The following is a 13,477-nucleotide window of genomic DNA, read 5'->3' as shown; positions in this document are numbered from 1 at the left end:
TCGTCAGCATAAGGCACTAGCCTAAGAAGTATGTCTCAGGAAATTGAAATTGGTTTGGGCAAAAAAGCCCGAGTTGCATATTCGCTTGACGATATTGCTATTGTTCCTTCGCGCCGCTCGCGTGATCCTCAAGCTGTATCTACTTCATGGCAAGTAGATGCTTACACGTTTGATATCCCAATTATTGCTGCTCCGATGGATTCTGTTACTAGCCCGGATACTGCGATTGCAATTGGTCAAATGGGTGGTCTTGGAGTTCTTGATCTAGAAGGTTTATGGACTCGATATGAGAATCCAGAACCTTTGTTAAAAGAAATAGCTGAGTTGCCGTCAAATATTGCAACCCGCCGCATTCAGGAGATTTATACTGAGCCAATCAAACCAGAATTGATTGCAAAGCGTTTGCATACAATCAGAGATGCTGGAGTGACAGTAGCAGGAGCTCTTTCTCCACAACGCACGCAAGAATTATATAACACTGTTCTAGAAGCTGGTGTTGATTTATTCGTGATTCGCGGAACAGCAGTATCTGCGGAACATGTTTCTAAAGATCATGAACCTCTTGATTTAAAGAAGTTTATTTACGATCTCGATGTTCCTGTTATTGTTGGAGGTTGCGCAGATTATACTTCTGCTCTTCATTTGATGAGAACTGGAGCTGCAGGTATTTTAGTTGGATTTGGCGGCGGAGCAGTATCCGCAACCATGAATACTTTAGGTGTGCAAGCACCTATGGCTACTGCTATTGCGGATGTTGCTGAAGCTCGTAGGGATTATATGGATGAATCCGGCGGCCGTTACGTGCAAATTATTGCTGATGGAGGAATGGGTAATTCCGGCAGCTTTATTAAGGCTCTTGCAGTTGGAGCTGACGCAGTTATGCTTGGTACTCCATTAGCTCGCGCAACTGAGGCTCCTGGTCATGGCACTCATTGGGGTGCTGAGGCTCGTCATTCATCACTTCCTCGCGGGATGCGTTCAAATGTTGGCACTGTGGCTCCGTTAGAGAATATTCTTTTTGGCCCAAGTCATGAAGCAGATGGTACTACAAACTTTGTTGGTGCATTGCGCAGAACAATGGCTTCTACAGGTTATGTTGATGTTAAGAGCTTCCAGCGTTGTAGCGTAGTATTTAATCCATTCCATCAAGATATTCGTTAGTGTTAAGTATGATGCTTATTGCATGAAATATAGCGGTTCAGTAATTTGTTCTGAACCGCTATTTTTGTTTTCAAAATGCATATATCTATATGAACATTCTATTGATTCATGTATAAATATGATTTTTAGCTATATTTGCTATTCTTTTAAACCGTAATGTGTATAATTCAACACGCATAAAATCGTTTATTTTCAATGAAAACGACGAATATTTTGTAATTTATCCACATTTTTATTAATTACGCAGTTAGAGAAAAATTACGTTGTAAGCTTTTATCTAAACTCGTTTAGTTTGTAGAAATATAAGCTTAACAAGTTTTAAATAACAACAGTTTTAAATAATTGTTAAAACAGGAGAGAAATATGAAGATAGATTTTGCTGATGCCTATGGCATGGATGATAACGATTACAGTGATGATGAGCTGAAAGATAAGTCCTCAAAGACTAAGAAAAACAATGACGAGGATCCTCCACATGTTTTCTGTAGACCTCGTATTAGCTTGCCTGTATATGAGGGTGAAGTTAGTGTTGGTTTTTCTCGTGAATGCTTGAAATACCATGTTGGAATGTGTTATTTCGACAGTAGAGATGAGCAGGCTTTTGTTAATTTAGCTTTAAAAACTTGTCAAATTGCTTGTATAGCTGCAGATATTTCGAGAGGTAGGCCTATTTCTCCAGCAATGTCGCAGCTTCTAACAAAAAGTTGTATTACTAAATTAACTAACATGTGGAAACTGATGGATGAGTATTTCACTGATAATAACGATTCGGAAACTCGCTCTGCTGTGCGTAGTTTTCCTGCAGTTCCGAGTTTGTTTAATGGAATGTTAGTCAGCCCGAATCATTTTGAAGGTGTTGTGCGCATTTGTGCAGGACCTGTGAAATACTGGGCGTCGTTATCTTTGGAATTGAAAAATAATCGTTGGATTTGCACGTATGCAGATCTAGGATAAAATCGTCGCTTATAGTAGGTAGCTGAAATAAGACATCTATGATAATGCGTTTGAAGACTTATGTACATATATTCAAATAAATATGAGCCCCTTATTGCTTGATTTGCTGATTTTTCAACAATTTTAGCAATAAAGGGGTTCACTTTTGTAAGATTAAACATTCTAACTTGTACGACTTGTAGAATCTAAGTTTTTTCCCAGTGTTTGTTTGTAAATGACAATATTAAGTATTATTTTTTGTACTTCGTGCAGTCGTGTCGATTCTGTTATCAAGTACAATAAATAATATGCTCCGAGAATTTGCTGTAGAAGCCATTCACCCAACTCAAGACGGTGATACCATTTATTCCTTACTCGCCAATCGTGCTATGCGTAGCCCACAAGACTTGGTTGCTCAATGGCAAGACGATGAAACTCGTCGTTGGCATGATGTTACTTCATCTGAAATGCTCGCGAAAGTTCGTGCAGTAGCTCGAGGCTTAATAGCGCTCGGAGTTCAGCATGGCTCCAAAGTTGTTATTTACTCTGCTACATGCTATGAGTGGGGTGTTGTCGATTTTGCTTGTGCATGTATTGGTGCTGTAAGCATTCCTATTTATGAAACAGATTCAGCATTGCAGGCAGCTGACATTATCGATGAAGTTAAGCCAGTTATTGCTTTTGCTGGAGACGATGCGCATGCTCAATGCTTAGAGCGTGTTCGTCAGGATCATAAACATATAACTTTGAAAACCGTATTTAATTTCAAAGCTGGTGGCTTGGAAGCCGTTGTTGATTTTGGTAAATCTACTACTGATGATGAGCTTAATAAAGCTGTTGATGCTGTTAAGGCAGATGATTTAGCTACTATTGTTTACACTTCTGGTTCGACTGGTAGACCTAAAGGCGCAATGCTTTCAAATCGTAATTTTACGCATATTGTTTTTGCTGGTTATGATGTTCTTAACGATATGTTATGCAAGCCAAATCGTTTGCTTTTATTCCTTCCATTGGCGCATTGTTTTGCTCGGTACATTCAATATGTTGCTATTGGTGCTCACGGTGTTATTGGATATGTGCCTAATGCTAAGCATCTTTTGGCTGATTTGCGTAGTTTTAAGCCTACGTATTTACTTGGCGTGCCTAGAGTTTTTGAAAAAGTTTATAATGCTGCGTCACAAAAAGCTGGTGCTGGTATAAAGGGTCGTATCTTTGCTAAAGCTGTAAAACATTTCATTCAATGGTCTCGCGACAATGTTGAAGGTAAAACTCATTCTCTTGCTGCACGCATGAATCATGCGATGTATATGAAAACAGTTGGCTCGTCTATTCGCTCAGCTTTAGGCCCTAATCTTTCATGGTTGGCCTGCGGTGGAGCTCCAATGGATGCTGATTTGGCTCATTTCTTTAATGGTCTTGATGGCATTACTTTTATTCAAGGCTATGGAATGACTGAAACTGCCGCTCCTTGTGTAGTTAATTTTGAGCATGCAAATCAAGTTGGATCTGTAGGTCGACCTGGTCCTGGTATAGCTATCCGTCTTGCTGACGACGATGAAGTGCTTATTAAAGGTCCTAACGTATTTATGGGATATTTCAATAAGCCTGAGCTCACTGCAGAAGTTATTGATGAAGATGGATGGTTGCATTCAGGCGATCTTGGCTCAATAGATGATGAAGGATTCTTGTCTATTACTGGTCGCAAAAAAGATATTATTATTACTGCCGGTGGCAAGAATATAAGTCCTGCTCCTATGGAAGGTATTATTGCTCAATGCCCATTAGTTTCTCATGCTGTAGTAGTGGGCGATGGTAAGCCATTCGTTTCTGCTTTAATTGAGCTTGATCCAGATATGGTTCGTTCTTGGCTAAAGAATAAGGGTATGGATGTTAACCTTACTATGAGTGAGATTGCTACTAACGAAGCAGTGCGTTCAGTAATTCAGCAATTTATTGACCAAGCTAATAGTACTGTTTCTCGCGCTGAGTCTGTTCGTAAGTTTGTTATTTTGCAAGATGAATTTACTCAAGATGCTGGAACCTTGACTCCAAGTATGAAGATTGTTCGTCCGAAGATTCTTGCTCGCTATGCTGATATTATCGAAACGCAATTGTATGCTCCAAAGCCTAATACTCGTCCTTTGCCAGCAACTGTAAAGATTCTCGATAAAACTACTGAGACTGTTAAGCAAGCACAGGAGACTGTTAAGCAAGCTCAGGAAGCTGTAACTCCTCGAGTACGTCAAGCTATCGATCAAGCTGCGAATCATTTGAAGCGTTTTGGTGAAGAATCTTCATCAGATTCCTCTTCGACATCGCATAGTGATCATAATGAACATGTCGAGTAAAAAGCTTACACATTTGTAGTTGTTTTTCGTTATTCCTACTTACATAAAAGAAAGAGTAATCGAGTGTCTATTAGAAAAATTCGTATTGTTCCGGATCCCGTATTGCGAACTCCTTGTGATGAGATTCGTGAAATTACGCCAGCTGTGAAACATTTAGTTGATGATTTATTGGAAACGGTAAATGACCCAGGTAGAGCTGGATTGTCTGCTAATCAGATTGGTGTAAGTTTTAGAGCTTTTTCTTACAATATAAATGGTCGAATCGGCTATATTTTAAATCCCGTAATTGAAGAGCTAAAAGGTGAACAGTACGACGACGAGGGTTGCCTTTCTGTTCCGGGATTATGGTACAAAACTAGGCGTGCAAATTATGCTAGAGCTTGTGGAATTGATTTAGATGGTAAGACTGTAGTGCTTGAAGGTGAAGGTCTTATGGCTAGAATGATTCAGCATGAGTGTGATCATTTAGATGGTCATATTTATTTAGATAGACTTGAAAAGGACGTGCGCCGTCAAGCGTTGCGTGAGTTGCGCAATAATATGCGTAACTAAGTTTTAGTTTTTATGCTTTATGCGTAAATAATTTTTTAAAAATTATCGGCGTTTTTGCTGCTTTTATTGCTACAAGAATGCCGATTTTTAGTATTGAGCATCTGATATAATCGCTCTTTGCGTGTCCATTTTGAGCATGAGTATTGCCGCGTTGTATGATTGCTCGCTTTTTATTGTCTACACGGATTCGCAAATACGCGTCATGTACGCGTCCGTTCGTGTCGGTCGGCTTGGATTTAGACATGTGTTAACCAAGTTGCACGCGAACAGACATGGCCAGGAAATAACCGACAAGAAAGGTATATAGATATGGCACAGATTACCATGAGCGAAATGCTGAAGGCTGGTTTGCACTTCGGTCATCAGACTCGTCGCTGGAACCCAAAGATGAAGCAGTTCATTCTTACCCAGCGCAATGGTATTCATATCATCAATTTGTTCAAGTCTCTCGACATGATCGACAAGGCTTATGACTTCATCAAGCAGACTGTTGCTCACAACGGCACTGTTCTCTTCGTGGGCACTAAGAAGCAGGCTCAGGAAGCTGTACAGAATCAGGCAACTCGCGTAAACATGCCTTATGTTTGCGAGCGTTGGCTTGGCGGTATGTTGACTAATTTCCAGACTGTTTCTACTCGCGTAAAGCGCTTGAAGGAACTTGAGGAAATGGACTTCAGCGATGTTCGTGGATCCGGCTTGACTAAGAAGGAACTTTTGCTTCTCGAGCGCGAGAAGGACAAGCTTTCCAAGCAGCTCGGTGGTATTCGCAACATGAACCGCACTCCATCCGCCATGTTCGTTGTTGATATTAACAAGGAAGCTTTGGCTGTTGAAGAAGCTCATAAGCTTGGTATCCCAGTTGTAGCAATTGTTGATACCAACACTGATCCTGAGGCTGTTGAGTATCCAATTCCTGCCAACGACGATGCTATTCGTGGCATTGAGTTATTGACTAGCTTGATGGCTGATGCTGTAGCTGAAGGTTTGCTTGAGCATGCCGGTAAGGGCGCTAAGTCTGAAGGTAATGATGCTCAGCCAATGGCAGCTTGGGAGAAGGAATTGCTCACCAAGGAAGGCGAAGCTGAAGCTAAGCCTGCCAAGGAAGAAAATACTGAGGCAAACGCCTGATAAGCTAATTTGCAACCAGATTCTTATTTAGAAGCTGCAAAATCCAATTGATTTTGCTTTTTGCAGCTTTTAAGAATCATATTGATACGAGGAGAACAAAATGGCAGCAATTACTGCAGCGTTGATTAAGCAGGTGCGCGAAGAAACTGGCGCCGGCATGATGGACGTTAAAAAGGCTCTTACTGAAGCTGAAGGCGACGTTGCCCGCGCTAAGGAAATCATCCGTGCTAAGGGTATTCAGGCAGCTGGTAAGCGTGAAGGTCGTAAGGCTCAGGAAGGTACCATCGCTTCTAAGGTTGTTAAGTCTGCTGAAGGCGAAACTGGTTACGCAGTTGAGTTGAATTCTGAAACTGACTTTGTGGCAAAGACACCAAAGTTTGTGGAATTCTCAAACACTGTTCTTGACCATGCTGTTGAAGCTAATGCTTCTACTGCTGAAGAAGTACTTGCAGCCCCAGCTGATGGTGCAACTGTTAAGGAATCTGTTGAAGAAGCAGCAGCTTTGTTCGGCGAGCATGTCAAGGTTGGTCAGGTTGCTAAGGTAAGCGGTCCACACGTTGAGATTTACGCTCACAAGAAGTCTGTGGAATTGCCTCCAAGCATCGTTTCCATGATTGCTACTGACGAAGCTGGTGCAAAGGTTGCTCACGAAGCTGCTTTGCAGATTTCCGCTATGGGTGCGCAGTGGCTTCGCCGTGAAGATGTTCCAGAAGAAGTTTTGGAATCTGAGCGTCGCGTTGCAACCGAGAAGTCCTTAGCTGAAGGCAAGCCAGAGAAGATTGTTCCAAAGATTGTTGAAGGACGTATGAACGCCTTCTTCAAGGAAACTGTACTTCTCGAGCAGGCATACGTTAAGGATCCATCCAAGAGCGTTGGTGACTTGTTCAAGGAAGTTGGCGGCACCGCTCTTGCCTTTGCTCGCGTTGAGGTTGGCAAAGGTGCTGCTGAATAAGCACTAATTATATGAGAATTTATTTTTGTTCTTGTATATAGGGTTGCGTGCACAAGTTGTGCGCAACCCATTTTTATATTCATTGTCCAGCTTAACGTGCGTTTTGAGTGTCGTTATTGATAGATAAACTGACAAAGATATACCTCATTCGCCGTTATGACTGGAGGAATCTGTATGGCTATTGCACAAACGGATGAAGGAAAGTCCCGTAGGGTTTTATTAAAGCTTTCTGGAGAAGCATTCGGTGGTGGTGCTGTTGGTATTGATACTCATGTCATTCGTAGGATTGCTGGCGAAATAGTAGCTGCAGTGAATCAAGGCGTTCAGGTTGCTATTGTTGTCGGCGGCGGTAACTTCTTTAGGGGAGCAGAACTGCAGCAAGCAGGTATTGATCGTAGCCGTGGTGATTATATGGGTATGTTGGGCACTGTAATGAACTGCTTGGCTCTTCAGGATTTTCTTGAGCAAGCAGGGCAAGCAACTCGCGTACAAACTGCTATTACAATGGGTCAGGTTGCAGAACCTTATATTCCGTTGAAAGCAATTCGTCACCTTGAAAAGGGTCGTGTGGTTATTTTTGGTGCTGGTGCCGGAATGCCATATTTTTCTACTGATACTGTTTCTATTCAACGTTCATTGGAAATTCATTGCGATGAAGTTCTTATGGGCAAGAATGGTGTGGATGGCGTATATAGTGCTGATCCTCGTAAAGATTCTACTGCTCGTAAGTTCCTAACATTAAACTACAAGCGCGCTATCGTTGATGGTTTAGCTGTTATGGATGCGTCTGCGCTTTCTATGGCTCGCGATAATAATCAAAAAATTCGTGTGTTTGGTCTTGAGGGCGAAGGTAACGTAACTAGTGCTCTTGTTGGAGAATCTATTGGCACATTAGTGTCTAATGCAGAGCCAACATTTGCTTAAATATTATAAAGGAGAACACATGTCAGCAATAATTGATCAAGCCCGTGAACAGATGAATAAGTCTGTTGAAGCTACTAAAGAGAATTTTATGGGTATTCGCACCGGTCGTGCTAATCCTGCTTTGCTAAACGGAATTATGGTTGATTATTATGGTGCTCCAACTCCAATTAAAGCTGTTGCATCTATTGGTGTTCCAGAGCCTAGAACTCTTTCAGTTACGCCTTTTGACGCTTCTCAAGCGAATGCTGTTGAAAAGGCTATTCGCGATTCTGATTTAGGTGTAAGCCCTAATCGTGATGGCAATGTTATTCGTGTTACTATGCCAGAGCTCACGGAAGAGCGTCGCAAGGAATACGTCAAGCTTGCTAAGAATAAAGCAGAAGAAGGCAAAGTTGCAGTTCGCAATATTCGTCGCAAAGCTAAGGAATCTATTGACAAGTCTGTTAAAGAGGGTGAACTTGGCGAAGATGAAGGCGATCGTTTACAAAAAGAGCTTGATAAAGTAACTAAGCAAGTTACTGATTCTTTAGACGTTTTGCTTGAAGGTAAGCAAAAAGAAATTATGGAAGTCTGAGATTTTTGTAGTTTCAAACTGAATGGGTGCCGTATGAGTCAAATAAAACAGCATAATTTTGTCAATGAAGTCAGTAAAGCAAATGCTGAAAAAACTGCATCAGAAGTAGGATTGTCTTCTGACAAAGCAGATACTGCTACACATGGCACCCATGAAACTTTAAGTGATATTAATCGTCGCACAGGCAGGAATATGCCTCAGGCAGTTGCTACCGCCGCAATACTAGTTGTTGCAATTGTTTCTTGCTTAATTATTAGCATTGATGTCTTTATCGTGCTTATGGCCATTTTTATGGTTCTGGCATTGTGGGAATTACATGTTGATTTTGCAACTTTCGGTTTGCGTATTCCTTTCGTGACGTTATCAATATGTTCGCTTGTAACTATTTTTGCAACATACTATGCAAAATGGCATGCTGTTGCTATGGCTAGTGGAATTACTGCATCTTTGCTTCTTACAGTAATTTGTGCGACTCTTAGCAGTACTATTTCAGATAGAACGATGCAAGCTGTAGAAAAAAAGCTCGATGGTTCTAACCGCTCATCATACGAACATACTTTATTTACGAATACGTCTGTTTCGCTATTCGTGGTGTTGTACATTCCACTTTTAGCTTCTTGCATCGTATTAGCTCTTACAAATACAAAATACGCAGTTGCTCACGCTATGCTTTTGGTATTTTTACCTGCATTAAGTGACACTGGCGGATTATTTGCTGGTGCATGGTTGGGCAAACATAAGCTTTCTCCGCGAATCTCTCCTAAGAAGTCTGTAGAAGGCTTAATAGGCTCAATGCTTTTTGCAATTATAGGAGCATATGCAATTATTGCAGGTTTTTATGGTTCCTCTTGGTTCAATTTCTGGTGGATGCCATTAGTCATGGGTATTTCTTCTGGAATTATTGGCACATTCGGTGACTTGTGTGCTTCTATGCTTAAAAGAGATATTGGTATTAAAGACATGGGACATTTGCTAAAAGGTCATGGTGGTGTTCTTGACCGAGTAGATTCTATTTTGCTGTGCGGTCCTGTGCTGCTTGTGCTTTTGCAACTTGCTCATTTCTGAATTTATCTGTCGCAATCGTGGGCTTAGACTAATATCGACGCCATGACAGTCTGTTTTATTCCGTCGCCAAGTATTTCGCAATTTTCTCTTGGCTTTGTAAACATAAAGTTTTACGCTCTTAGTATTCTTGCCGGTATTTTGATGGCAATGTGGATTACTACGCGTCGATGGAAGCGTCTTGGAGGAGATTTTAACCAGATACTTGATCTTGTTTTAGTCAGTCTTCCTGCTGGAATAATTGGCGCGCGTTTGTATCACGTTATTACAACTCCAGAAAAGTTTTTTGGCTCTAATGGTGATTTTTTAGAAATTTTTAGAATTTGGAATGGTGGTCTAGGAATTTGGGGCGGTATATTCTTAGGCGCATTGGCTGCTTGTGTATTATGCAAGTATCGTAAATATCCTATTGGATTACTAGCTGATTGTGCAGCTCCTGCTGTGCTTATTGCTCAAGGTATAGGAAGATTGGGGAATTGGTTTAATCAAGAACTTTACGGAGCTCCTACTAACTTGCCGTGGGGTTTGAAGTTAAATTATGATACTACTCAAGCAATAGGTCATAGTGAAAGATGTTATGATGGGTTAACGTGCCCAGAAGGCACATTATTTCATCCAACATTTTTATATGAGATGATTTGGAATTTCATCGGTGCTGCATTGCTTATTTATTTTGGCAAAGTTATAGCTAAGAAGTTAAAAGCCGGTTCCGTATTCGCACTTTATGTTATGTGGTACACAATTGGACGCGTGTGGATTGAGGCATTGCGAATTGATTTTTCACATGTTTTCTTAGGTGTGCGCATTAATGTTTGGGTTTCTATTATCGTATTCATGTGTGCAACTATTGTTTTTGCTTTGCTGCAAAAGAGTACTAGTACTCGTGAGTCTCTTGTTGAACGACTTATAGATATAACTTCAGACGAAAGAGAACGTGAGTCTCAGAACACTTCTAGTAAGTAAGATTCAAGTATTTGAAAAAGCAATTTTAAAAATCTTGTTTTTATAAAACTAGTCGCTTGCATTTTCTAGAATAGTACACATGAATATACAAATAGCACCTAGCATTCTTTCCGCAGATTTTTGCAATCTTGAGCGTGACCTCGATGCAATATCTAATGCGGATCTTGTTCATGTCGATGTAATGGATCATCACTTTGTACCTAACTTGACTTTGGGTGAACCAATTGTTAAGCGAATTTGTGAGGTTACTAAACTTCCAGTTGACGTACATTTGATGATTGAGGATCCAGATCGTTGGGCTCCAGAATATGCTAGACTTGGAGCTGCTTCTGTGAGTTTTCATATGGGTGCTACTCATGCTCCAGTGAGATTAGCTCATCAGCTTCGCGATATGGGTTGTAAAGCTTGCTTTGCTGTGCGCCCTGCGGAACCAGTTGAACCTATTTTCGATATTCTTGATGAATTCGATATGGTTCTTATTATGACTGTTGAGCCTGGTTTCGGTGGACAGAAGTTCTTAGCTAATCAAATGAATAAGGTTCGCCGTTTACGTGACGAAATTACTCGTCGTGGTCTCAATACTCATATTCAGGTTGATGGAGGAGTTAGCCCTTCAACTGCAGCAATAGTTGCTGAAGCTGGTGCTGATGTGCTTGTTGCAGGTTCTGCAGTTTATGGAGCAGAAAGTCCTAAAGAAGCGATTGAAGCTATTCGCAATACTGCAAAAGCTGCTTGGCGTGAATAAATATTAGATGTATGTTGGGGGCATGAAATATGTCCCCAACATATTAAGTATTGCACAACAAGCGAGTTTTTTTGATGCGAATATATGCTGATTAATTGTGTGATTTCGTATGAGGAAGATATTATGACTAAGTTCGTTATTAATCAGGAATATAGTCCTGAAGCAATGAATCGAGTTTTGACAATACCTAATCTAATCAGTTTTTTGCGCATATGTTCAATTCCCTATATTGCTTGGCTTATTACACAGCAACAGATGACTTTTGCTCTTATTGTTTTAGCAATATCTGCGTTTTCTGATTGTCTTGATGGTTATATTGCTCGTACTTTGAATCAAGTTAGTAAGTTGGGTCAAATTCTTGATCCTATAGCTGATCGTCTATTAATTTTTTGCAGTACGTTAGCTTTAGCTGTTGCAATGATTATCCCTTGGTGGGCACTTTTATTAGTAGTATTGCGTGATGCTATTATGGCTGTACTTGTAATAGTACTTGCGCAAAGAGATTATGGTCCTTTGCCTGTTAACTTTGTAGGTAAAGCTGGCACAGCACTTCTTATGCTTTCAATTGTTTCTTTAATGATTGTTTATGCTGTACCTACTGAGTCTATGCTCGTACTTTATGCTGCTGCACTTGCATGTGGAGTGTGGGGTATTGCTCTATATTGGTATGCTGGTCTGCTTTACTATATGCAAGCTTATTTGTTACTTGCTAAGTCAACAAAAACTAAATAAGGCGTGTACGCACATATGACTAAGCAAGATGAATTTGTTAGTTTAAAAGATAGTATCAAAGATTTAGATGTAAAACATACGTCTCATAAAAGCACTATGCCAATGTCTTTTGCTGCTCCTGATGGGATGTCGCTGACTAGGCGTAGGGCATTATTTTCGCACTCATTTACTGGTATTTCAACGCATCATGTTGTAATGTCTTCCAGTGGTTTTGCTCACAATCATGATCGTAGACGTTATATTGACGATTATGCTTTGCGTCTTATTGATGATTTAACTAATCGTCCAGTTGATCCAATGTTTATGGATGCAAGATTAAGTAAACAACCTGTTAAACCGTTTAATCTGTGGTTCACTAGAGCTATAGTATTTTTATTGTGTGTTTCTATTGGTACTGTTGGGAGCCAGTTTGTTCGCAAATTGCACACTGATCCTAGAAAAGCAATACGTTCTTCATTAGCTAATGAGTTGTCTGGCTATACGTCTCGTTTCGATAAGCTTGTAGAAGAAGTAACGTCATTGAGAAATAACGTAGATCATGAGTCGCAAAAAATTACTACGCCTGAAGAGGATGAAGTTAGTAAATCAGATGATATGGTTAATGGCACTCATGCTGTAGAAGGTTCTGGGATTACTTTGACTATTGCTAATCCTATTTCTGCTTCGAGCGATGTGAATAGCGGTTCTTTACCTCGCGAAAGTAATGGCGCAAGAATGCGATTAGTTACAGATCGTGATATTCAACAATTTGTGTCATTATTGTGGGAAGCAGGTGCTGAAGCTATTTCTGTTAACGGGCATAGACTTGGAGCGCAAACTTCTATTCGTGTTGCTGGTCAAACTATTCTTATTGGAGTTAATCAAACTCAAAGTCCATATGTTATTGAAGTTATTGGCGATTCTGATGATTTAATTAAACAATGTAATGATATGAAACGCATGAAATGGTACGCATCTTTAGTTAATGCAGGCATTAATCCACAGGTTTCACCTTCGAGAGTTATACGACTCAGTGCAGCAAACACAGGCGATATTAGTTTTGCCAATGAGAGAATTAGGAGATAAGCATGGCAGCGATTTTTGGATTAATTTTGGGAGTATTAATTGGAGTTGTTGTTCATCCAGATATTCCGATTGTCATTCAACCTTATTTACCTATTATGGTCGTTGCAGCACTAGATGCGTTGCTTGGTGCTGCACGTGCATATTTTGAAAGAAACTTTTCGGATAAAGTTTTTGTTATTTCATTCTTCTCAAACGTTATAGCAGCTACGTTGCTTGTTTTGCTTGGAAATCAGCTTGGCGTAGGTGCGCAATTACAAACTGCAGTTATCGTTGTTTTAGGAATTCGTATTTTCTCTAACGTTTCTGCAATTCGTCGTTTCATCTTCAGGAGTTAGCAT

General features: G+C 40.4%; 14 protein-coding genes. All 14 read left to right on the top strand.

Annotated features, from left to right (window positions below):
* Nucleotides 1–30 precede the first annotated feature (30 nt).
* The 14 genes from D0T18_RS02645 to D0T18_RS02575 all read left to right on the top strand — a co-directional run bounded on the left by D0T18_RS02645 (nt 31) and on the right by D0T18_RS02575 (nt 13,474).
* On the top strand, nt 31–1,161 hold the full coding sequence (locus D0T18_RS02645; RefSeq protein WP_004108887.1) for a GuaB3 family IMP dehydrogenase-related protein: 1,131 nt from the start codon (nt 31–33) through the stop codon (nt 1,159–1,161).
* 363 nt (nt 1,162–1,524) lie between these two features.
* Nucleotides 1,525–2,115: a hypothetical protein gene (locus D0T18_RS02640; protein ID WP_004108888.1), complete on the top strand. Its 591-nt coding sequence runs from the start codon at nt 1,525–1,527 to the stop codon at nt 2,113–2,115.
* A gap of 287 nt (nt 2,116–2,402) precedes the next feature.
* Complete coding sequence (locus tag D0T18_RS02635; protein ID WP_076002885.1) at nt 2,403–4,442, top strand: AMP-dependent synthetase/ligase; 2,040 nt, start codon at nt 2,403–2,405, stop codon at nt 4,440–4,442.
* A 63-nt stretch (nt 4,443–4,505) separates the two neighbouring features.
* Nucleotides 4,506–4,994 (top strand): peptide deformylase, encoded by a 489-nt coding sequence (locus tag D0T18_RS02630; RefSeq protein WP_004108893.1) that lies wholly within the window; start codon nt 4,506–4,508, stop codon nt 4,992–4,994.
* A gap of 309 nt (nt 4,995–5,303) precedes the next feature.
* Nucleotides 5,304–6,122: a 30S ribosomal protein S2 gene (gene rpsB / locus D0T18_RS02620; protein ID WP_032842488.1), complete on the top strand. Its 819-nt coding sequence runs from the start codon at nt 5,304–5,306 to the stop codon at nt 6,120–6,122.
* A gap of 100 nt (nt 6,123–6,222) precedes the next feature.
* Nucleotides 6,223–7,074, top strand: coding sequence for a translation elongation factor Ts (tsf, locus tag D0T18_RS02615; RefSeq protein WP_004106601.1), 852 nt, complete (start codon nt 6,223–6,225; stop codon nt 7,072–7,074).
* Between the two features lie 174 nt (nt 7,075–7,248).
* Entirely contained in the window at nt 7,249–7,998 is a 750-nt protein-coding gene (gene pyrH, locus D0T18_RS02610) for a UMP kinase (protein WP_004108906.1), read from the top strand.
* A gap of 19 nt (nt 7,999–8,017) precedes the next feature.
* Nucleotides 8,018–8,572, top strand: coding sequence for a ribosome recycling factor (gene frr, locus D0T18_RS02605; RefSeq protein WP_116440431.1), 555 nt, complete (start codon nt 8,018–8,020; stop codon nt 8,570–8,572).
* A gap of 33 nt (nt 8,573–8,605) precedes the next feature.
* Nucleotides 8,606–9,637 carry a phosphatidate cytidylyltransferase gene (locus tag D0T18_RS02600; RefSeq protein WP_116440430.1) on the top strand — a complete coding sequence of 344 codons (1,032 nt, stop codon included), beginning with the start codon at nt 8,606–8,608 and terminating at the stop codon, nt 9,635–9,637.
* A 42-nt stretch (nt 9,638–9,679) separates the two neighbouring features.
* The gene (lgt, locus tag D0T18_RS02595) at nt 9,680–10,597 is read left to right on the top strand and encodes a prolipoprotein diacylglyceryl transferase (protein ID WP_004108913.1); all 918 of its coding nucleotides are present in this window, start codon (nt 9,680–9,682) and stop codon (nt 10,595–10,597) included.
* A 79-nt stretch (nt 10,598–10,676) separates the two neighbouring features.
* Complete coding sequence (rpe, locus tag D0T18_RS02590; protein WP_116440429.1) at nt 10,677–11,342, top strand: ribulose-phosphate 3-epimerase; 666 nt, start codon at nt 10,677–10,679, stop codon at nt 11,340–11,342.
* A gap of 123 nt (nt 11,343–11,465) precedes the next feature.
* A complete protein-coding gene (locus tag D0T18_RS02585) occupies nt 11,466–12,074 on the top strand; it encodes a CDP-alcohol phosphatidyltransferase family protein (protein WP_064621630.1) in 609 nt (202 codons plus the stop codon).
* A gap of 15 nt (nt 12,075–12,089) precedes the next feature.
* Entirely contained in the window at nt 12,090–13,139 is a 1,050-nt protein-coding gene (locus tag D0T18_RS02580) for a DUF881 domain-containing protein (RefSeq protein WP_081378935.1), read from the top strand.
* A 2-nt stretch (nt 13,140–13,141) separates the two neighbouring features.
* Nucleotides 13,142–13,474: a small basic family protein gene (locus tag D0T18_RS02575; RefSeq protein WP_004106615.1), complete on the top strand. Its 333-nt coding sequence runs from the start codon at nt 13,142–13,144 to the stop codon at nt 13,472–13,474.
* Nucleotides 13,475–13,477: the final 3 nt, after the last annotated feature.

The sequence above is a fragment of the Gardnerella swidsinskii genome (genome assembly GCF_003397705.1).
GTDB classification, from domain to species: Bacteria; Actinomycetota; Actinomycetes; order Actinomycetales; family Bifidobacteriaceae; genus Bifidobacterium; species Bifidobacterium swidsinskii.
This window is presented reverse-complemented; position numbering and strand designations above follow the sequence as displayed.

Coding starts and splice junctions, on each gene's coding strand:
- lgt (WP_004108913.1), top strand. CDS start 9,680: ATGACAGTCTGTTTTATTCCGTCGCCAAGTATTTCGCAATTTTCTCTT.
- tsf (WP_004106601.1), top strand. CDS start 6,223: ATGGCAGCAATTACTGCAGCGTTGATTAAGCAGGTGCGCGAAGAAACT.
- D0T18_RS02580 (WP_081378935.1), top strand. CDS start 12,090: ATGACTAAGCAAGATGAATTTGTTAGTTTAAAAGATAGTATCAAAGAT.
- D0T18_RS02575 (WP_004106615.1), top strand. CDS start 13,142: ATGGCAGCGATTTTTGGATTAATTTTGGGAGTATTAATTGGAGTTGTT.
- rpe (WP_116440429.1), top strand. CDS start 10,677: ATGAATATACAAATAGCACCTAGCATTCTTTCCGCAGATTTTTGCAAT.
- frr (WP_116440431.1), top strand. CDS start 8,018: ATGTCAGCAATAATTGATCAAGCCCGTGAACAGATGAATAAGTCTGTT.
- D0T18_RS02600 (WP_116440430.1), top strand. CDS start 8,606: ATGAGTCAAATAAAACAGCATAATTTTGTCAATGAAGTCAGTAAAGCA.
- pyrH (WP_004108906.1), top strand. CDS start 7,249: ATGGCTATTGCACAAACGGATGAAGGAAAGTCCCGTAGGGTTTTATTA.
- D0T18_RS02585 (WP_064621630.1), top strand. CDS start 11,466: ATGACTAAGTTCGTTATTAATCAGGAATATAGTCCTGAAGCAATGAAT.
- D0T18_RS02635 (WP_076002885.1), top strand. CDS start 2,403: ATGCTCCGAGAATTTGCTGTAGAAGCCATTCACCCAACTCAAGACGGT.
- D0T18_RS02645 (WP_004108887.1), top strand. CDS start 31: ATGTCTCAGGAAATTGAAATTGGTTTGGGCAAAAAAGCCCGAGTTGCA.
- rpsB (WP_032842488.1), top strand. CDS start 5,304: ATGGCACAGATTACCATGAGCGAAATGCTGAAGGCTGGTTTGCACTTC.
- D0T18_RS02640 (WP_004108888.1), top strand. CDS start 1,525: ATGAAGATAGATTTTGCTGATGCCTATGGCATGGATGATAACGATTAC.